Raw genomic sequence first — 18919 nt, 5'->3', positions numbered from 1 at the left:
GATGTTCCTGCTCGACCGCCTGTTCAAGCACATGATCCGCGAAGGCGACCTGTGCGTCATCGACCATAAGGGCCGCGAATATCGCTACGGCGCACCGTCCGACCGCGTGCCCCCCGCGACATTCCGCGTCACCGACGCCGCGACCGCCAACGCCATCGCGCGCAACCTCGCGCTGGGTGCGGGCGAGGCGTACATCGACGGCCGGATGATCCTCGAGCGCGGCGACATCAACGATGTCGTCAACCTCGTGACGTGGAACGTGCGCTGGGAGAAGGACAATCCCGTCCGCTTCGCGCTGTGGCGTCAGGCGGCGCTGGCGGGGTGGCTGGGTCAGTTCAACCAGGCGGCGAAGTCGAAGCGGAACGTCGCGCACCATTACGATCTCAGCGACCGGCTGTACGACCTGTTTCTCGATGCCGACCGGCAATACAGCTGCGCCTATTTCACCGATCCCGGCAACAGCCTCGAGCAGGCGCAGGCCGACAAGCTGGCGCACATCGCCGCCAAGCTCGACTTGCGGCCCGGGCAGAAGGTGCTCGACATCGGCTGCGGCTGGGGCGGGCTGGCGCTTTACCTGAACCGCGTCTCCGGCGCCGATGTCACCGGTGTCACGCTGTCGGAGGAGCAGCTCAAGGTCGCGCGGCAGCGCGCCGTGGACACCGGTGTCAGCGACCATGTCCATTTCGAGCTGATCGACTATCGCGCGCTGACCGGGCGGTTCGACCGCATCGTCTCGGTCGGCATGTTCGAACACGTTGGCCTGCCGCAGTACCGCGTGTTCTTCGACAAGGTGCACAGCCTGCTCGCCGACGACGGCGTCGCGCTGCTTCATACCATCGCGCGCGCCGACGGCCCCGGTGCCACCGACCCGTTCACCGCGAAATACATCTTCCCCGGCGGCTATGCCCCGGCGCTGTCGCAGATCGTGCCGCGCATCGAGAAATCTTGGCTGTGGATCACCGACATCGAGGTGCTGCGCCTGCATTACGCGCTGACCATCGAGGAATGGTACCGCCGCTGCGTCGCGAAAAGGAGCGAGATCGTCGCGCTGTACGACGAGAAATTCTACCGCATGTGGCTGTTCTATCTGGCGGCGGCAACCGCGGCGTTCCGCAACGACGGCCATATGAACGTGCAGATCCAGATGACCCGCCAGCGCACAGCCCTGCCGCTAACGCGCGATTACATCGCCGAGACCGAGGCGCGGTACCGGGCGCTCTAGACGCGGGGACGAGCGCACGGCTAGCGTCGCGGGCATGAGACTGTCCGCCATCGCCGCCGCTCTGATCCTGATCGCCGCGGCACCCGCGCCGCTGCCGCCCGAGTTGCCGTGGCGGGGGGCGAGCGAAAAGCTGATCGCCAAGCCGTCGGACCCGTGGATCACGCCCGCCGAGGCCGCAGGCTTCCGCCGCACGCCGACCTATGCCGAGACCCGCGCCTGGCTCGACAAGCTCGACGCCGCGTCGCCGCTGATCCGCGTCGAGGTGTTCGGCAAGACGCCGCAGGGGCGCGACATGCTCGCGGTGATCGTCAGCAAGGACGGCGCGACGCTCGACCCCGCAAAGCCCGTGCTGCTCGCGCAGGGGGGCATCCATTCGGGCGAGATCGACGGCAAGGATGCCGGGCTGATGCTGCTCCGCGATATCGCACTCAAGGGCAAGGCGGGTCTGCTCGACCGTGCGAACCTGGTCTTCGTGCCGATCTTCAACGTCGACGGGCACGAGCGCAGCGGGCCCTTCAACCGCCCCAACCAGCGCGGGCCCGAGAACCAGGGCTGGCGCACCACGGCGCAGAACCTCAACCTCAACCGCGATTACCTGAAGGCCGACGCGCCCGAAATGCGCGCGATGATCGGGCTGATCCGCAAGTACGATCCCGCGCTCTACCTCGACCTGCACGTCACCGACGGTCACGACGAGCAGTACGACGTGACGATCAGCTACAACGGCTGGAATGGGCTGTACGCCTATTCGCCGGCGATCGGCCGCTGGCTCGACAGCCGCTTCAAGCCCGCGACCGACGCCGCGCTGGCCAAGGCAGGGCATATCCCAGGCCTGTACGTCGACCTGATCGACACCAAGCGGCCCGCCGCAGGGGTGTTCTTCAACGCGACCACGCCGCGCTTCTCGAACGGCTATGGCGACCTTCGCGGCATGCCGTCGGTGCTGATCGAGACGCATAGCCTGAAGCCCTATCGCCAGCGCGTGCTCGGTACCTATGTCCTCGTCGAGGCGGCGCTGAAGCTGCTCGGCGACGATGCGGCCGGGGTGCGTGCGGCGATCGCGAGCGACCGCGCGGCGCGGCCCAAGTCGGCTACTTTGGCGTGGCGGCCCCGGACCGAGCCCGTCGCGACGATGGAGTGGAAGGGCATCGCGCAGGACAGCTACCAGTCGCCCGCATCGGGGCGCGCCGAGGTGCGCTGGCTGGGCAAGCCGCAGAACGAGCGCGTCGCGATCTTCGGAGAAGAGCCGTCGATCACCGCGACCCTGCCCGTCGCGTGGTGGGTGCCGCCGACCGCGCCCGAGATCATCGAGCGGCTGCGCATCCACGGCGTGCAGTTCGAGACGCTGACCGAAGCGCGCGCGCAAGACGTCGAGATGGCGCGCCTCGTCGACCCCAAGCTCGGCAAGGCAAGCGAGGGCCGCGTGCCGCTGACGACGGGCGTCACCCGCGAGCGGCGGCGCGAGGTCTGGCCTGCGGGCTCGGTGCGGGTGCCCGCCGACCAGCCGCTGGCGGCGCTCGCGGCGCTGTGGCTCGAGGCCGAGAGCCCGGACGGCGCGCTCGCCTGGGGCCTCGTCCCCGGCATCCTGCAGCGCACCGAATATATCGAGGGCTACGCGATCGCGCCGATAGCCGACGCCATGCTTAAGGACCCGAAGATCAAGACCGAGTTCGACGCTAAGCTCGCCGCCGATCCGAAGTTCGCCGCCGACGGCGACGCGCGGCTGGCGTGGTTCTATGCGCGCACGCCCTACTACGACGACCGCTATCTCCTCTATCCGGTAGGCCGCGAATGATCGTTTCCGACGCGACGCTCGACGAGGTGCGCACGCGCGGCTTCGCGATGGTGCCCGACTTCATCCCCGCCGACCGGCTCCACGCCGCGCAGGAGGCGCTGTGGACGATCTTCCCGCGCCCCGCCGATTATTTCGCCGACCCCGAGGCGCATCCGAAGTTCGGCAAGAGCCAGTTCGCCGGGATCCGCCTGTTCCCCTACGACAACCCGGCGCTCGACTGCCTGCCCGTGCTGCCCGGTCTCGTCGACGCCGCCGAGCGCTTCCTGGGGGGCGAGGACATCGACCTCTACAAGGTCGAGCTGTGGGCGAAATACGCCGGTGCCATCGACTACGACCAGCCGCACCACCGCGACTACGGCAACCACACGCTCGTCGTACCGCGCCTCGACCGGCCGCAGTTGACGACGATCATGCTGCTGTCCGACGTTAGCGAGGCCGATGGCGCGACGCGCGCGGTGCCGCTCGAGCACACGCACGACATCCCCCTGAGCCCGCGCAACCTGACCGGCGACGCGCTGCGCGAGCACGAGGTCGCGTTGACCGGCACCGCGGGCACGCTGATTCTGTACCAGACCCACGTCTTCCATCGCGGCGCCAACTTCGAGGCCGCGGATGCGTCGCGCTTCATCATCATGACCGATTTCAAGCGGCGCGGGCAGCGCTGGACGGGCAAGATGGCGTGGCCCGACCAAGCGATCCGCCCCGGCTGGAGCGAGGCGCTCGCCGCGATGACGGTGCGCGAGCGCGACCTGTTCGGCTTTCCGCCGCCCGGCGACGATTACTGGACCCCGGAGACGCTCGCGGGGGTTCAGGCACGCTATCCCGCGATGGACGTGACCCCCTACGCCCAAGGAGATCTCTGATGCCCCTGCTGCTCTGTCCCAACGACAATGGCGCGATGCAGACCGTCCAGCGGTCGGGCGTCGAGTTCGACATCTGCCCGACGTGCCGCGGTGTCTGGCTCGACCGCGGCGAGCTGGAGAAGCTGCTCGCGGTCGCGACCGACGACGCCGGCCAGCGCCCGCCGCCGCCACCGCAGCAGCACCAGCAGCCGTACGACAACCGTCCGCAGTACCGGCCCGAGGGGCGGCGCGACTGGGATTACGACGACGATTACCGCCGCAAGAAGAAGCGCAGCCTGTTCGACATGTTCGACTGACGCGGCGCGGCGGTCGGCGCAAGACCTGCCTGATCAGTGCGGCAGGGCCATCGCGCGGCAGCTTTCCGCGCACGCCCGGCACGCGGCCACGCAGTCCTCCATGCCGTCGAGACCTTCGCAGCTGTCAGCGCAGGCGTCGCAGACATCGGCGCAGGCTGCGCAGATCGCCGCGTGATGCACCGACGAGCGCAGCATGAAGTCGGCAGCCGTCGCGCAAATCTGCGCGCAATCGGCCATCAGGCGAAAGTGCGGCGGCGCGACATGGTCGCCGCCCTGGTCGAGGCAATGATTGAATGCCATCGCCAGGCAACTGCCGTGGCAGCGGTTGCACGCCTCGATGCAGGCCTGAATGCGCGGGTCGAGCGGCTCCATCTGAGTCTCCATGCTGCACTGCACAACGTCACAAATCCGCAATCGTTGCAACGGAGCCGCTCGCCGCTATGGTGCGCGCGCTTCGAAAGGGCCCAGACCAGTGTCGCAGGACGTCAAGAAATTCCCCCACGACAGCGAGGAGCCCGGCCGCGTGCGCCGCGTCGTGCTCGCCTTTTCGGGCGGCCTCGACACGTCGGTGATCCTGAAATGGCTCCAGCAGACCTATAAATGCGAGGTGGTGACCTTCACCGCCGATCTGGGCCAGGGCGAGGAGCTGGGGCCGGCACGGCACAAGGCCGAGCTGATGGGCGTCCGCCCCGAGCATATCTTCATCGAGGACCTGCGCGAGGAATTCGTCCGCGATTACGTCTTCCCGATGATGCGCGCCAACGCGCTGTACGAGGGCCAGTACCTGCTCGGCACGTCGATCGCGCGGCCGCTGATCGCCAAGCGCCAGATCGAGATCGCCCGGACTCTGAACGCCGACGCGGTCAGCCACGGCGCGACTGGCAAAGGCAACGACCAAGTGCGCTTCGAGCTCGGCTATTACGCCCTCAACCCCGACATCCGCATCATCGCGCCGTGGCGCGAGTGGGACCTGACCAGCCGCGAGGCGCTGATCGCCTTCGCCGAAGATCACCAGATTCCGATCCCGCGCGACAAGCGTGGCGAGTCGCCGTTCTCGACCGATGCCAACATCCTGCACACGAGCTCGGAGGGCAAGGTGCTCGAGGATCCGTGGAACGAGGTGCCCGACTATGTCTATTCGCGCACCGACAACCCCGAGGACGCGCCGAACACGCCGCAGTACATCACGGTCGACTTCGAGGGCGGCGATCCCGTCGCGGTCGACGGCGAGGCGCTGTCGCCTGCGTCGCTGCTGGCGCGCCTCAACGACCTCGGCAAGACGCACGGCATCGGCCGCCTCGACCTCGTCGAGAACCGCTTCGTCGGCATGAAGTCGCGCGGCATGTACGAGACGCCGGGCGGCACCATCCTGCACATCGCCCACCGCGGCATCGAGCAGATCACCCTCGACCGCGGCGCGATGCACCTGAAGGACGAGCTGGGCCCCAAGTACGCGGGCCTGATCTACAACGGCTTCTGGTTCTCGCCCGAGCGCGAGATGCTGCAGGCGGCGATCGACCACAGCCAGAAGAAGGTGACCGGCACGGTGCGCCTCAAGCTCTACAAGGGCGTGGCGGCGGTGGTCGGGCGCAAGTCGCCCTACTCGCTCTACTCACCGGGCATCGTGACCTTCGAGGATGACGCCGGCGCGTACGATCAGCGCGATGCGGAGGGCTTCATCAAGCTCAACGCGCTGCGCCTGCGCCTGCTGGGGCGGCGCGACCTCTAGCGCGGGAGGTCAGTGCGCGAACACCGCCGAGCGGTCGCCGAATGCCTTGAACTCGAGCGCGTTTCCGGAAGGATCGCGCAGGAACATCGTCGCCTGCTCGCCGATCTCGCCGGCGAAGCGGATGTAAGGCTCGATGACGAACTTCGTGCCCGCCGCGACGAGGCGGTCGCGCAGAGCGGTCCATGCAGCCATGTCCAGTATCAGGCCGAAGTGCGGGATCGGCACGGCGTGGGCGTCGACCTCGCTGCTCGTCTCGGCACCGCGCGGCGTCAGGTGCGCGGTGATCTGGTGGCCGTGGAAATCGAAATCGACCCAGCGGTCCGACGCGCGGCCCTCGGCGCAGCCCATCGCGTCACCGTAGAAGGCGCGCGCCGCATCGAGGTCGTCGACCGGAAAGGCGAGGTGGAACAGCGCGGTCATGCTTCGTGTCCTGCGTCGAGGGCGAGAATCTCGCCATACAGTCGATCGATCGCCGCGGCGACCGTCGCGCGTTCGCCGGTCAGGCCACGCGGCGCATGGGCCCCGGCGTGCCGACGGGTCGGCGTCGCGTCCCCGGCATGGCGGACGAGCAGCCACGAGATCGCCTCCATCAGCTGCGTCGAGGCGGCCAGGCGAGCCAAGGCTGCATGCGCCCGCGTCGGGGCATCGCCCGGTACCGGCACGAGCCCCGACCAGGCCGCAGACCAGGCGTCGCGCAGCCGCAGCGCGCGGGTATGGAGTTCGGCGAGCCGCGCCTCTTGAAGCCCGGTTTCCACCACCTAGATTCCGTGTCGACCGGTTGCCGTCAGGGGCCGGTCACGTTCCCGGCCCCCCTGGGCGGGACGAACGACCATCGCTTTCGAAAAGGATGAAGACATGCGGACTTTCGACATTTCCCCCCTCCTCCGGTCCTCGATCGGCTACGAGAACCTCAACCGCCTCGTCGAATTCGCCGCGCGCGGCGACAACGGCGACTCGGGCTTCCCGCCGTATAATATCGAGAAAGTCAGCGACGGCGCCTATCGCATCGCGATGGCAGTCGCGGGCTTTGCGGCGCACGAGCTCGACCTGACGGTTCAGGAGAACACGCTGATCGTCACCGGCAAGGCCGATGCCGACGCCGACGCCGGTGAGCGCACCTTCCTGCACCGCGGTATCGCCAAGCGCGGGTTCGAGCGCCGCTTCCAGCTCGCCGACACCATCAAGGTGACCGGCGCGGGCTTCGAGAACGGCCTGCTGACCGTCGAGCTGGTGCGCGAGATCCCCGAGCACAAGAAGCCGCGCAAGGTCGAGATCGGCACGCCGCTCGCCGCGGCGAACACGCCGGTGCTCGAGGCGACGCGCCTCGCCGCCGAGTAAGCGCTGACGCGCCCCCTCCCATGACCGGGAGGGGGCGCTTTTTCCGTCAGATGCCCGCCGTCGCCTTGCGCACTACCGAGAAGCGCGACAGCTGCTCGGCAGGCTCGGCCCAGTCGGGCTTCAGGCTCGCGGCGCGCGCATAATCCTCATACGCCTCGCGGGTCGCGCCGAGCTGCTCGTTGGCGATGCCGCGCACATAATAGGCGACCTCGGGCCGCGTCGGTTTCTTGGCGAGGCCGAGCGTCAGCAGTTCGACCGCATCACGGTCGCGCCCGCCGAGATGGATCAGCGCGATCCCCTTGTTGATATAGGCCTCCGCCGTCCCCGGGCGGGTGCGGATCGCGACGTCGAAATCCTCGATCGCGGCGCTCAGGTCCTTCGCCTGCATCTTGACGATACCGCGGTTGACCAGGGTCGCGGCGCGGTCACCGATCGACAGCGCCTCGTCGGCAAGCGCCCGGTTGCAGCTGTCGAGCCCGTCGCGCGCCCCGCGCGCCGCTTCGGCCGCAAGGTAGCAGTCGCGACCCAGCCCGCCGCCGATGACCGAGACCGCCGCGCTCGCCGCCGCCGGAACCGTTGCCGCCAAGAGCGCGGCCAGCATCAATCGATTCATACCCACCTCCCCATATCGCTGGGTCCGGTATAGCAGAATCCGGAAGCGCCGGGCAGTGCCGCCTCAGCGCACCCGCGTCAGGCGGCGCTGGTTGCGATAGACGTATTTGCCGTCGGTGGCGCTCGCGGGCAGCACCTCCTTGATGCTGAGCAGGCTGTCGCCGTCGCGCGTCTCGGTGGTGCGCAGCTTCGCCGGATTGTCGTCGTCGGTGCCGTCGCGGCTGGCGACGATCGTCCAGTGCGTCGCGTCGACGTAGCGCGTCACCGCGACCTTGTCGGTCGCCAGCTCCATCGCGCGCCCCTTGCGCGACGTTGCGGTCGTCGCGCTGTCGCCCGCGAACAGCTGGACGCTGGTGATATAGACCGACCCGACGCGCGGCCCGTCGTCATAGGTCGACACGCCGATCAGCGTCACGCCGTCGCCGACAGTGCGGAACTCGGTGGCGACGGGAATCTCTTCCAGTTTGTTGGTCTGATAGTCGCGGTAGCCCAGCGCGCCGGTCCACCGACCGGCAAGGCCCGCCTGGAGCTGCGCGGCGGTCGGTGTCGTGGCGGCCAGCGTGACGGCGGCGAGCAGTGCGAGCATGCGGACCTCAGGCGATGATGTCGGGGATCAGGTAATCCTGCACGACGGCGATCTCGTCGCGCAGGCGCAATTTCCGCTTCTTGAGACGCGCGAGCTGGATCTGGTCGTGCCCCGCAAGCCCACGCAGCGCATCGATCGCGGCGTCGAGATCGCGATGCTCGTGCGTCAGCGCTTCGAGTCGCGCGCGCAGTTCGGCTTCTTCCACGCCTTGCCCCCGTGCCGTTCCCGTAACCCGTGTAACACGCCGCCCCGCCGTCGTCCGCCGTTACAGCGACTTGGCGGCGCAAAGCTGCGCTTCGCCGAACCGTGCCAAATTAGCGCGCGACAAGGCAACGGCCATGTGTTTTCCTCGTTCATCCCGGACCACAACAGCCAAGGGATGCAGCCCATGTCCAACGCGCACCTCGTCACGCTCGCCGCTCGCCACGCGCAGCTCGAAGCGTCGCTGGCGCGCGAGGGTCAGCGCCCGTTGCCCGACACCGTCCGCCTCGCCGAACTGAAGCGCGAGAAGCTCCGCCTCAAGGAAGAGATGGAGCGCCTGCACTAGGCGTCGGCGTACCGGCGGCGACGATCGCGGCCTGTGCCGCCAACGCCGCCGGTGTTCCCGGTGCCGAGGCGATCACCGCGTTCCATGCGGCGCGCGCGAGATCGGTGCGGCCCTGTGCGGCAGCGATGTTGCCGGCCTCCAGCCTGACGTCGGCATCTGCCGGCGCGAGCTGAGCGGCCTCGACGAGGCTCGCCTCGGCGGTCTTCAGGTCGCCCGTCCGCCGCGCCAGCGTGGCGCGCAACAGCCAGGTATCGGCGACGGTCGCGTCGAGTCGCGTAGCAGCATCGAGGTCGGTGCGCGCCTCGGCCAGCCGCTTCTGCTCGACCAGCGCGCGCGCCCGGTCGGTGAGCAGTGCAGCGCGTGCCACCGGCGCGCTGGCGATCGCGATGCCGCTGGTCAGGTAGGTGACCGCGTTCGCGGCGTCGCCACCCGCGAGTGCGGCAACCCCGGCCTGACCCCAAAGATCGACGGCAAGCGGGCTCCGCGCAACCTCCGCCTCGCGCGCCGCACCGGCGAGTTCGAGCGCTGCGCCGGCGAACTGCTTCTGCGCGAGATAGGCGAGCGCCAGGCAGTGCCGCGCCGGCACGCCGCCGCCCGCACCGCGCCAGCGCGCCGCCTCGGTCACCGCGACCGCGGGTTCGGCCCCGGCGGTCGCGAGGCAGGCGCTGTAGCGCTCGGCATCGCGCGGGTCTTGCGGCGGCGCAGGGGTAGCGGCGGCGAGCAGCAGGGCAGCGAGGATCATGCGCGCCGCGTGGACCGCGGCCCCTGAACCCGGCGTGAGCGCGTCACGGCCCCGGCGCACAGACGCGTCACGGCAGCGTGTATTCGACCCGGTCGCCGGGGCGCAGGCCCATGCGCGCCGCCTCGCCGCCCGCGAGCTCCAGCACCGCGACGGCGGGACCCTGCGACGGGATCAGGTCCTGCGAATAGGGCTTGGCATTGGCGGCGACGTTGACGATTCGTCCGTCCGCGCTGACGAACACCAGGTCGAGCGGGATGACGGTGTTCTCCATCCAGAAGCTCAGCCGACGCGGCGAGGCGAAGGGGAACAGCATGCCCTTGCCGCGCGGCAATTGCGTGCGGAACATCATGCCGATCTGCTGCTCGCGCGGGGTCGCGGCGACCTCGACGCGCAGGCGATAGGTGCGCGCCGCGGTCACCAGGCGCAGCGGGATGGTGCGGAGCGTCGGTTGCGCGCTGACGATCGCCTGCGCCGCGAGCGGACCCGGCGCTGCGGCGATCAGCAGCAACGCCGCGATGAAAGCCTTCAAGCGCGGTCGCCGAGCCAGTCGAGGCTGGTGCCGACGCCGTCATGCCCCTCGTCGTCGGAGACGCGCGGGTCGAGCTGGACCGCGAGCGGCCCCTTGTCGCCGGGCGCGATGCGCGCCGACAGCAATTGACCGGGGATGAGTTCGAGAAGGCCGGCGCGGCGAACGGTTTCCATATGGACGAAGATATCCTGGTCGCCGCCTTCGCGCACGACAAATCCATAGCCCTTCAACCGGTTGAACCATTTCACCACGACCGGCTCCGGGTCGCCGGCGCGCGACAGGAGCGCGGCGGGGTCGACGCGGCCCGCCGAGCGCTGCACCGCCGTCTCGGGATCGGGGCCGATCGCGGTCGACAGGTCGAGATCGAGGATGGCGCGCGCCTGGCGGCCGCGCTCGCGCTTCATCACCACGCAGGTCAGCGTCGCGCCCTCGGGCAGGGTCCGCCGCCCGATCTCGCGCACCACGGTAAAATGGACGAGGATGTCACCGCTGGCATCGTCGGGCACGACGAAACCATAGCCGCGCACGGCGTCGAACCACTTCACGACGCCGCGTACGCGGACGTCGGGTTCGGACACGGCGAGTTCCGCCATGCCGTCAACCGCGCTGAATCCCCCGTCGCTCAAAGTATCACTCGTCGCCAACTCGATTTCGGTCACACGGCCCCCCACGCAACCTGCCCCGGCCAAGCTGAACGAATAACATAGAATAGTGCTGATACGAAACCATGTTGTTGCAAGCGGGTGTGCGCGGGTTCTATTCGTGCCGAATAAGCGGTGCGAACCATAGGATTGACCGTGCGGGTAAAGAGCAAGTTATGGAATTGACCGGGGAAAGTCTGATCGCCGCGCCGCGCGCCGCGGTCTGGGCGGCGCTCAACGACGAGACCGTGCTGGCGCGCTGCATCGACGGCGTCGAGTCGCTGACCCGAAGCACGGGCGACGACGGGACCCCGCGCTTCGACGGCAAGATGAACGCGCGCGTCGGCCCGGTGCGCGCCACCTTCGCCGGATCGGTGGCACTGACCGAGCTCGATCCGCCGCACCGGTACGTGCTGGTCGGCGAGGGCAAGGGTGGTGTCGCGGGCTTTGCCAAGGGCCAGGCCGAAGTCGTGCTCGACGAGGAGGGCGACGCGACCCGGCTGCGCTATGCGGTCACGTCGAGCGTCGGCGGCAAGCTCGCGCAACTCGGCAGCCGGCTCATCGAAGGCGCCGCGAAGGGCTATGCCGCGACCTTCTTCGAACGCTTCAAGGCGATCGTCGAGGGGCCTGTGGCGGTCGAGGAACCCGTCGTCGAGGCGGCGGCCCCGGTCGAGACTCCGGCCGAAGCCCCGGCCGCGGGCGGCATCCCGCCGCTGGTATGGGGCGGCGCGCTGATCCTCGGCGTCCTCGCATTGCTGGCGTGGCAGCTGACGTGAACGACGCGCGCGCGATCGATGCCGCGCGGACCTGGCTGGCGGCGGGCCACGGCGTCGCAATCGCCACGGTCATCGAGACCTGGGGCTCGGCCCCGCAGGCTGCGGGCGCGCACCTCGTCATCCGCGACGACGGGCTGTTCGAAGGGTCGGTCAGCGGCGGCTGCGTCGAGGGCGACGTCATCGTCGCGGCGCAGGACGTCATCGCGCGCGGCGGCTGGGAGCGGCTCGACTACGGCGTCGCCGACGCGCGCGCTTGGGAAGTCGGGCTGGCGTGCGGCGGGCGTATCGCGGTGTTCGTGCAGGCGGTGGCCGAGGGGGCGTTTCCGCCCGCGCTGCTCGACGCGCTGGTTCAGGCACGCGACGGAGGCGCCACGCTGACGCTGGCGACCGACCTTGCCACCGGTGTCACGCGCGAGGGCGACACCGGCGCGTTCATCCGCGTCTATTCGCCCAACCTGCGCCTCGCGATCATCGGCGCAGTGCATATCGCGCAGACCCTCGTGCCGATGGCGGCGCTGATCGGCTTCGACGCGACCGTCATCGATCCGCGCGGGGCATTCGCCGCGGGGCCACGCTTCGACGCAGCAGTCGACGAGCGCTGGCCCGACGAGGCGCTGGCCGAGTGGAAGCCCAACGCCGCGAGCGCGGTGGTCGCGCTGACCCACGACCCCAAGCTCGACGATGTCGCGCTGGCCGCCGCGCTGCGCTCGGACGCCTTCTATATTGCCGCGCTCGGCAGCCGGAAGAACCACGCCGGGCGGCTCGAGCGACTGCGGGCGCAGGGGTTCGACGGCGCCGCGCTGGCGCGCATCCACGGCCCTGCGGGCCTCGCCATCGGCGCACGCGGGCCCGCCGAGATCGCGTTGTCGGTCGCCGCGCAGATGGTCGCGGCGTGGCGCGTGCGCGCGCCCGCATGATCTTTGCGAGCGTCGCATTGCGCGACGCCGAAGGCGCGCTGCTCGCACACGGCCAGTCGGTCGGTGGTACCCGCTGGAGCAAGGGCCGCCGCCTGTCCGCCGGGGACATCGCCGCGGCCCATGACGCGGGGCTAAATACGCTGACCGTCGCGCGTCTGGACGACGGCGATGTCGCCGAGGCCGATGCCGCCGCACGGCTGGGCACGGCGCTGGCGGGAGAGGGGGTCGTCGCGCTGCCGCCCGCGCACGGCCGGGTCAATCTTGCGGCAGCCACGGCCGGGCTGCTGATCGTCGACGCCCGCGCCGTCGATGCCCTGAACGCCGTCGACGAGGGGCTGACTTTGGGCACGCTCGCCCCTTATGCCCGCGTCGCGGCGGGCGAGATCGTCGCTACGGTCAAGATCATCCCCTACGCGGTAAGCGGCGACACTCTGGCGGCGGCAGTGGCGTGTGCGGTGCCGCTGCGCGTCGCGGCATTCCGCGCCGTCACGGTTGACCTGATCCAGACCGAGTTGTCCGGACAATCCGCCAAGGCGCAGGCGAAGACCGACGCCGTAACGCGCGCCCGCCTCGCCGCAATCGGAGCGGTCGCGGGGCGCAGCGAGACTTGCGCGCACGATATCGAGGCACTGGCCGAGCGTCTGGCGCAGCCGACCGGCGCCGCGATCACCCTCGTCACCGGCGCATCGGCGACGGTCGACCGGCGCGACGTGATCCCGGCCGCCATCGTCGCGGCGGGCGGCATCGTCGAGAGGCTCGGCATGCCCGTCGATCCGGGCAATCTGCTGTGCCTCGGGCGAATCGGCGGACGCATGGTCATCGGCCTGCCCGGCTGCGCGCGCAGCCCCAAGCGCAACGGCTTCGACTGGGTGCTCGAGCGCCTCGTCGCCGGGCTGAGCGTGACCAGCGCCGACATCGCCAACATGGGCGTCGGCGGCCTTTTGCCCGAGGCCGAGCGGCCGCAGCCGCGCGCCGCGACCGGTGCGGCGGGCGTCGTCGGGGCGATCATCCTCGCCGCCGGGCGCTCGACCCGCATGGGCGGACCCAGCAAGCTCGTCGCCGACCTGCACGGCCGCGCGGTCGTCGCGCACGTCGTCGAGGCGGTCGCTGCGGCTGGCCTGCCGCGCCCGATCGTCGTCGTCGGCGACCGTGCCGAGACGGTGCGCGCCGCACTCGACGGCCAGGCGGTCGAGATCGTCACCGCCCCCGACTTCGCCGACGGCCTGTCGGCATCGCTGCGCGCCGGGCTCGCCGCGGTGCCCCCCGAGTGGCGCGCCGCGCTCGTGCTGCTCGGCGACATGCCCCGCGTCACCCCCACGATCCTGCGTGCATTAGCGGCGGCAGCGACGGACGACGCCACGATCGTCGTGCCCGTCCGGGCGGGCAAGCGCGGCAACCCCGTGCTGTGGGGCCGCGCGCATTTCGGCGCCCTGCGCGGCCTGAGCGGCGACGTCGGCGGCAAGGCGTTGCTGTCCGAACACGCCGATCGTGTCGTCGAAGTCGCCGCCGACAGCGACGGCGTGCTGATCGACGTCGACACACCCGAAGCCCTTGAAACGCTGCGCCAGACTTGATCTAGGTTAACCTATCCGGATTATTGTTCCCGTGATCGGCACCGCTGCGGACGGTTGCGTGTTGGGTCAGGCTCAACGGCAACCGCACAAGGCTATGAACTATGGAGGTCTGGGGCGGCCTGGAATGCACGATCGGCCGGATCGGCGACGTCTATTCCGATCAGGCCAGTTTCTCCTGCCACGGCGACCGGATCGAGGATCTGGCTGCCTTTGCCGCGACCGGCATCCGCGCGATCCGCTACCCCGTGCTGTGGGAGGACTGCGCCGCCGACGCGCACGCGCTCGACCGCGCAGCCCGCCAGCTCGAGGAATTGCGGCGCCTCGACGTGCGGCCCATCGTCGGTCTGATCCACCACGGCAGCGGCCCGCCGCATACCAGCCTACTCGACGCCGATTTCGCCACCGGCCTTGCCGAGCACGCGCGCATCGTCGCCGAGCGCTTCCCCTGGGTGCGCGACTGGACCCCGGTCAACGAGCCGCTGACGACGGCGCGCTTCAGCTGCCTCTACGGGCTCTGGTACCCGCACGCCGCCACCGAGGAAGCGTGCTGGGCGGCGCTGCTCAACCAGATCGACGCGGTGCGCCTGTCGATGCGTGCGATCCGCCGCGTCAATCCGGCGGCGCGGCTGGTGCAGACCGACGACATCGGCGAGACCCAATCAACCCCCGAACTGGCCGACCAGTGCGATTTTGAGAACCACCGCCGCTGGCTGAGCTGGGACCTGCTCGACGGCCGCGTCGTTCCCGGCCATCCGCTGTGGCAGCGGATCGCGAGCCACGGGCTGGAGGATCGCCTGCGCGCCATCGCCGCCGACCCGTGCCCGGCCGACGTGATCGGCATCAATCATTATCTGTGCAGCAATCGCTTCCTGACACACCGCTTCGACCTGCACCCCGGCGTCGCCCCGGCAGGCGACGGCGCCGACTGCGTGAATACAGAAGCCGTGCGGACCGTGCCGACGATGATCTCGGTCGAGGCGCTGCTGCGCGACGCATGGGAGCGGTACGAGCGGCCGGTCGCGATCACCGAGTGCCACAACGCCTCGACGCGCGACGAGCAGCTGCGCTGGTTCGCGCAGGTCTGGGACGGCGCTCGCGCCGCGAAACTATCGGGCGTGCCGGTCGAGGCGGTGACCGCGTGGGCGCTGCTCGGCGCGGTCGACTGGAACAGCCTGCTGACTCGCCCCGAGGGGCATTACGAGGTCGGCGTCTTCGACCTGCGCAGCACGCCGCCGCGCGCGACCGCGATGGCAGGGCTGCTCGCAGCGCTGGCTGCCGATGGCCCGCGGCCGCACGCCGATCTGCTTCGTGCCCCCGGCTGGTGGCAGCGTCCCGACCGCTTCCTCGACGGCTACGACGGCGACGCCGCAGCCGCGGTGGGAGGGCGTCCGATCCTGATCACCGGCGGGACGGGCACGCTGGCGCGGGCACTGAGCGCCGCGTGTGCCCGGCGCGGCTTGGCGCACGTGCTGACCGACCGGGAGACGCTGGCGCTGACCGACCCCTGGTCGATCGCGCGGGCGCTCGCGAGCCATACGCCCTGGGCGGTGATCAATTGCGCCGGGATCGTCGACATCGATCTGGCCGAGCGCGAGCCCGCCCTGTGCGATGCGGTCAACGCCAAGGGTGCCCAGACCCTCGCGGTCGCCTGCGCTGCACGCGGCATTTCGCTCGTCCAGATCTCGTCGGACCAGGTCTTCGGCGGCAGGAGTGCGCCTTACGTCGAGGGCGACGCGACGCGGCCGCTCAATGCCTATGGTCGGTCGAAGGCCGATGCCGAACGGCAGGTCATCGAGGCACACCGCGACGCGCTGGTGATCCGCACCTCGGCATTCTTCTCGCCCGACGATCCGCACAACTTCGCGGTGAATGCGGTCGATGCGCTGGCGAACTTCGGGATCTTCGCCGCCGCCGCCGACCAGATCGTCTCGCCGACCTATGTGCCCGATCTCGTCGACGCGCTTCTCGACCTGCTGATCGACGACGAAGGCGGCGTCTGGCACCTCGCCAACCAGGGCGGCATGAGCTGGGCCGACTTCGCGCGCGCGCTCGCCGATGCGAGCGGCCTCGACCGCCGCCGCGTCGGTGTCGTCAGCGACGACGGCGGTGCCCCACGCCCGCGCGACGTGCGGCTCGCGAGTGCACGCGGCCAGCTGATGCCGACGCTCGAGTCAGCGATCGCGCGGTTTGCGCAGGCGTATCGGCCGGCAGCGGCCCGGTACGCCGTCGCCGCCGAGTAGCCGCGTCAGTCCTCGACCGCGTCGCCGCGCAGCACGGCGCGCACCGTCGCGAAATCGTGGCCGGCGCGCAGCATCGCGGCGACCTGCTTGCGGTGGCGGTCGGGGTCGTACCCGCTTCGGTCCCACGGTCCGAAGCGACGGCGCTGGGCAAAGCGTTCGGCGGCCGCGCGCCCGTCGACCGTCGCGCCGATCTCGCTCGCCAGCTCGCGCGCCAGCCCCGCCGCCTGCAGGTCCTGCCCGACGCGGCGGGCACCGAAGCCCTTGCCCGCGAGGCCCCGTGCGCGCGCCTCGCCGAAGCTGCGATCGTCGACATAGCCCTGCGCGACGAACTGCGCGACCAGCGCCTCGACGGGGGCCGCGCCGTCGCCGCCCCAGCCGCGCTCCCACAGCTTGCGGCCCAGGTAGCGCTGCAACTTCGCGGCAGTCGTCGCGTATCTTCCGACGTAGCGCAGCGCGAGGTCGCGCAGCGTGGACGCATCGAGCGGCGGCGGAGGCGGTCGCTCGGAACGATCTGGTCGGGGCTTCACCGCCACGGTTCTGCCATAGTGGCGTCCGAATTTGAACGCGCCGTCGCGGCAACTAAGGTTTAATATCGGGAACGCCGTGCGTGCGGGGGTCAGCCGTGCGTCGAGCCGGGGCAACCGGCACGGCAAAGGGGTCTGAGAGAGGGTCGATCTTGCTGCATTCGCCCATTACCGACGGCGTGACCGCAACGCTCGACGCGTTGCCGCGCCGCATCGCCGACTTCGCCACGCTCGGCGAAGCGCTCGACTATGCCGCGCAGGGCCAGCGCGGGCTGAACTTCTTCGATGCGCGTGCGACCTTGGCACGCGCCTATCCCTATGCCGAGTTGCGCGCCGATGCGCTGGACCAGGCGCGGCGGCTGATCGCGGCAGGCGTCACGCCGGGCGAGCGTGTTGCTCTGATCGCCGAGACGGGGGCCGATTTCGCTGCCGCCTTCTTCGGCGCGGTCTATGCCGGCGCGCTGCCGACGCCGCTGCCGCTGCCCACCTCGTTCGGCGGGCGCGACGCCTATGTCGAGCAGATCCGCACCCAGCTCGGCAGCTGCGACCCGCTGCTCGTGCTGTCGCCGCCGGGGCTGTTCGCGCTGGTCGAGGAGGCTGCATCGACCCTGCCGCGCTGCACCGCGCACGACTGGGCGGTGTTCGCCGCGACCCCGGTGCCGCACGCCGACCTGCCGCAGGCGACCCCCGACGACATCGCCTATCTCCAGTATTCCAGCGGCAGCACGCGTTTCCCGCACGGCGTCGCGGTCACGCATCGCGCATTGCTGGCGAACCTTGCAGGGCACGCCATCGCGACGCAGGTCCGCGACGACGACCGCATCGTGTCGTGGCTGCCCTGGTATCACGACATGGGGCTGGTCGGCTGCCTGCTCTCGCCGCTGGCGAACCAGATGTCGGGCGACTATCTCGCGACCGAGGATTTCGCGCGCCGCCCGCTGTCGTGGCTGACCCTCGTCAGCCGCAACGAGGGCCATACGCTCAGCTATTCGCCGACCTTCGGCTACGACATCTGCGCGCGGCGCGTGTCGTCGTCGATCGACGTCGCGGCGCGCTTCGACCTGTCGCGCTGGCGGGTCGCAGGTAACGGCGCCGACATGATCCGCCCCGATGTCATGCAGCATTTCGTCGATGTCTTCGATGCCGCAGGCTTCAAGGCGAGCGCCTTCCTGCCGAGCTATGGCCTCGCCGAGGCGACGCTTGCGGTCAGCATGATGCCGATCGGCGAGGGGATCATCACCGACCTCGTCGACGAGCGCGTGCTGTCGGGCGAAGGCCGCGCCGGGCCGGTCGATGCGTCAAAGCCGATCCGCTACCGCGCCATCGTCAACTGCGGCAAGCCGGTGCGCGGCCTGTCGGTCGAGGTGCGCGGCGACGACGGCGGCGTGCTCGCGGACCGCCGCATCGGGCGCATCTATGTGTGCGGCGAAGGCATCATGGCGGGCTATTTCCGCGATCCCGAGGCGACCGCTGCGTGCCTGGCCGACGGCTGGCTCGACACCGGCGACATGGGCTACCTCGTCGACGGCTATATCTACATCGTCGGCCGCGCCAAGGACATGATCATCATCAACGGCAAGAACCACTGGCCGCAGGACATCGAGTGGGCGATCGAGCAGTTGCCGGGCTTCAAGGCGGGCGACATCGCCGCGTTCTCGATCACCTCGCCGGCGGGCGAGGAAGAGCCTGCGGTGCTGGTCCAGTGCCGCACGTCCGACCTGGCCGAGCGCATGGTGCTGCGCGACGCGATCCGCAACAAGGTGCGCAACATCACCGGCATGACGTGCGTGGTCGAGCTGGTGCCGCCGCGGACCCTGCCGCGAACGTCGTCGGGGAAGCTGAGCCGGAGCAAGGCGCGGCTGCAGTATCTGTCGGGCGAGATTCAGCCCTTTGAAATTGCGGCGTAACCCTTCCCCCCTCCCTCTTCAGGGAGGGGCCGGGGGTGGGTGCGCTGCGCTTGCCGCGCTCTTCTTGCTTACAGACAGGCT

At 70.0% G+C, this 18919-nt stretch carries 22 protein-coding genes; 12 read left to right on the top strand and 10 right to left on the bottom strand.

Annotated features, from left to right (window positions below):
- Window position 1: 1 nt before the first annotated feature.
- The 4 genes from FMM06_RS15825 to FMM06_RS15810 are packed head-to-tail and all read left to right on the top strand — an operon-like array spanning window position 2 to window position 4176.
- Window positions 2-1222: an SAM-dependent methyltransferase gene (locus FMM06_RS15825; protein ID WP_144335282.1), complete on the top strand. Its 1221-nt coding sequence runs from the start codon at window positions 2-4 to the stop codon at window positions 1220-1222.
- Window positions 1223-1256: 34 nt separating this feature from the next.
- The gene (locus tag FMM06_RS15820; protein WP_144335281.1) at window positions 1257-3017 is read left to right on the top strand and encodes a M14 family metallopeptidase; all 1761 of its coding nucleotides are present in this window, start codon (window positions 1257-1259) and stop codon (window positions 3015-3017) included.
- Window positions 3014-3880 carry a phytanoyl-CoA dioxygenase family protein gene (locus FMM06_RS15815; protein WP_144335280.1) on the top strand — a complete coding sequence of 289 codons (867 nt, stop codon included), beginning with the start codon at window positions 3014-3016 and terminating at the stop codon, window positions 3878-3880. The genes FMM06_RS15820 and FMM06_RS15815 overlap by 4 nt, the downstream gene beginning before the upstream one ends.
- Window positions 3880-4176, top strand: a complete 297-nt coding sequence (locus tag FMM06_RS15810) for a TFIIB-type zinc ribbon-containing protein (protein WP_144335279.1) — start codon at window positions 3880-3882, stop codon at window positions 4174-4176. The genes FMM06_RS15815 and FMM06_RS15810 overlap by 1 nt, the downstream gene beginning before the upstream one ends.
- 33 nt (window positions 4177-4209) lie before the next feature.
- Here FMM06_RS15810 and FMM06_RS15805 read toward each other — a convergent pair whose 3' ends face one another.
- Window positions 4210-4548 (bottom strand): four-helix bundle copper-binding protein, encoded by a 339-nt coding sequence (locus FMM06_RS15805; protein ID WP_144335278.1) that lies wholly within the window; start codon window positions 4546-4548, stop codon window positions 4210-4212.
- Between the two features lie 151 nt (window positions 4549-4699).
- Between FMM06_RS15805 and FMM06_RS15800 the strand changes: the two genes are divergently transcribed.
- Window positions 4700-5905, top strand: a complete 1206-nt coding sequence (locus FMM06_RS15800; RefSeq protein WP_235889377.1) for an argininosuccinate synthase — start codon at window positions 4700-4702, stop codon at window positions 5903-5905.
- Between the two features lie 9 nt (window positions 5906-5914).
- Here the strand turns inward: FMM06_RS15800 and FMM06_RS15795 are convergent, their stop codons facing one another.
- Both FMM06_RS15795 and FMM06_RS15790 read right to left on the bottom strand, forming a co-directional pair.
- Window positions 5915-6325 carry a VOC family protein gene (locus tag FMM06_RS15795; RefSeq protein ID WP_144335276.1) on the bottom strand — a complete coding sequence of 137 codons (411 nt, stop codon included), beginning with the start codon at window positions 6323-6325 and terminating at the stop codon, window positions 5915-5917.
- Window positions 6322-6660 carry a hypothetical protein gene (locus FMM06_RS15790; RefSeq protein WP_144335275.1) on the bottom strand — a complete coding sequence of 113 codons (339 nt, stop codon included), beginning with the start codon at window positions 6658-6660 and terminating at the stop codon, window positions 6322-6324. The genes FMM06_RS15795 and FMM06_RS15790 overlap by 4 nt, the downstream gene beginning before the upstream one ends.
- A 100-nt stretch (window positions 6661-6760) precedes the next feature.
- On the opposite strand from FMM06_RS15790, the gene FMM06_RS15785 reads away from it, so the two are divergent.
- Window positions 6761-7243 carry an Hsp20 family protein gene (locus FMM06_RS15785; RefSeq protein WP_144335274.1) on the top strand — a complete coding sequence of 161 codons (483 nt, stop codon included), beginning with the start codon at window positions 6761-6763 and terminating at the stop codon, window positions 7241-7243.
- Window positions 7244-7289: 46 nt separating this feature from the next.
- On the opposite strand, the gene FMM06_RS15780 is transcribed toward FMM06_RS15785, so the two are convergent.
- The 3 genes from FMM06_RS15780 to FMM06_RS15770 form a co-directional block, all read right to left on the bottom strand.
- Window positions 7290-7856 (bottom strand): tetratricopeptide repeat protein, encoded by a 567-nt coding sequence (locus FMM06_RS15780; RefSeq protein ID WP_144335273.1) that lies wholly within the window; start codon window positions 7854-7856, stop codon window positions 7290-7292.
- Between the two features lie 63 nt (window positions 7857-7919).
- Window positions 7920-8441 (bottom strand): hypothetical protein, encoded by a 522-nt coding sequence (locus FMM06_RS15775; protein ID WP_144335272.1) that lies wholly within the window; start codon window positions 8439-8441, stop codon window positions 7920-7922.
- Window positions 8442-8448: 7 nt separating this feature from the next.
- Window positions 8449-8646, bottom strand: a complete 198-nt coding sequence (locus FMM06_RS15770; RefSeq protein WP_144335271.1) for a YdcH family protein — start codon at window positions 8644-8646, stop codon at window positions 8449-8451.
- Between the two features lie 183 nt (window positions 8647-8829).
- Here FMM06_RS15770 and FMM06_RS15765 point away from each other — a divergent pair, with 183 nt between their 5' ends.
- The gene (locus FMM06_RS15765) at window positions 8830-8988 is read left to right on the top strand and encodes a YdcH family protein (RefSeq protein WP_144335270.1); all 159 of its coding nucleotides are present in this window, start codon (window positions 8830-8832) and stop codon (window positions 8986-8988) included.
- Here the strand turns inward: FMM06_RS15765 and FMM06_RS15760 are convergent.
- The 3 genes from FMM06_RS15760 to FMM06_RS15750 form a co-directional block, all read right to left on the bottom strand.
- A complete protein-coding gene (locus FMM06_RS15760) occupies window positions 8960-9730 on the bottom strand; it encodes a tetratricopeptide repeat protein (protein WP_144335269.1) in 771 nt (256 codons plus the stop codon). The two genes, FMM06_RS15765 and FMM06_RS15760, sit on opposite strands and share 29 nt — an antisense overlap.
- Before the next feature lie 67 nt (window positions 9731-9797).
- Window positions 9798-10259: a DUF192 domain-containing protein gene (locus FMM06_RS15755; protein WP_235889347.1), complete on the bottom strand. Its 462-nt coding sequence runs from the start codon at window positions 10257-10259 to the stop codon at window positions 9798-9800.
- The gene (locus tag FMM06_RS15750) at window positions 10256-10852 is read right to left on the bottom strand and encodes a cold-shock protein (RefSeq protein WP_144335268.1); all 597 of its coding nucleotides are present in this window, start codon (window positions 10850-10852) and stop codon (window positions 10256-10258) included. The genes FMM06_RS15755 and FMM06_RS15750 overlap by 4 nt, the downstream gene beginning before the upstream one ends.
- Window positions 10853-11076: 224 nt before the next feature.
- Between FMM06_RS15750 and FMM06_RS15745 the strand changes: the two genes are divergently transcribed.
- The 4 genes from FMM06_RS15745 to FMM06_RS15730 all read left to right on the top strand — a co-directional run bounded on the left by FMM06_RS15745 (window position 11077) and on the right by FMM06_RS15730 (window position 16407).
- Window positions 11077-11676, top strand: a complete 600-nt coding sequence (locus tag FMM06_RS15745) for a CoxG family protein (protein ID WP_144335267.1) — start codon at window positions 11077-11079, stop codon at window positions 11674-11676.
- A complete protein-coding gene (locus FMM06_RS15740) occupies window positions 11619-12593 on the top strand; it encodes an XdhC family protein (protein ID WP_144335266.1) in 975 nt (324 codons plus the stop codon). The genes FMM06_RS15745 and FMM06_RS15740 overlap by 58 nt, the downstream gene beginning before the upstream one ends.
- Window positions 12590-14167 (top strand): NTP transferase domain-containing protein, encoded by a 1578-nt coding sequence (locus FMM06_RS17305; protein ID WP_144335265.1) that lies wholly within the window; start codon window positions 12590-12592, stop codon window positions 14165-14167. The genes FMM06_RS15740 and FMM06_RS17305 overlap by 4 nt, the downstream gene beginning before the upstream one ends.
- 101 nt (window positions 14168-14268) lie before the next feature.
- Complete coding sequence (locus FMM06_RS15730; protein ID WP_144335264.1) at window positions 14269-16407, top strand: sugar nucleotide-binding protein; 2139 nt, start codon at window positions 14269-14271, stop codon at window positions 16405-16407.
- A 5-nt stretch (window positions 16408-16412) separates the two neighbouring features.
- On the opposite strand, the gene FMM06_RS15725 is transcribed toward FMM06_RS15730, so the two are convergent.
- Window positions 16413-16934, bottom strand: coding sequence for a regulatory protein RecX (locus tag FMM06_RS15725; RefSeq protein WP_235889345.1), 522 nt, complete (start codon window positions 16932-16934; stop codon window positions 16413-16415).
- 149 nt (window positions 16935-17083) lie between these two features.
- On the opposite strand from FMM06_RS15725, the gene FMM06_RS15720 reads away from it, so the two are divergent.
- Window positions 17084-18838 (top strand): fatty acyl-AMP ligase, encoded by a 1755-nt coding sequence (locus FMM06_RS15720; protein ID WP_235889344.1) that lies wholly within the window; start codon window positions 17084-17086, stop codon window positions 18836-18838.
- Window positions 18839-18919 lie beyond the last annotated feature (81 nt).

This window comes from Glacieibacterium frigidum (assembly GCF_007097155.1).
Classification (GTDB): Bacteria; Pseudomonadota; Alphaproteobacteria; order Sphingomonadales; family Sphingomonadaceae; genus Glacieibacterium; species Glacieibacterium frigidum.
The sequence above is the reverse complement of the archived record's forward strand: the minus strand, read 5'-3'. Positions and strand labels throughout refer to the sequence as shown.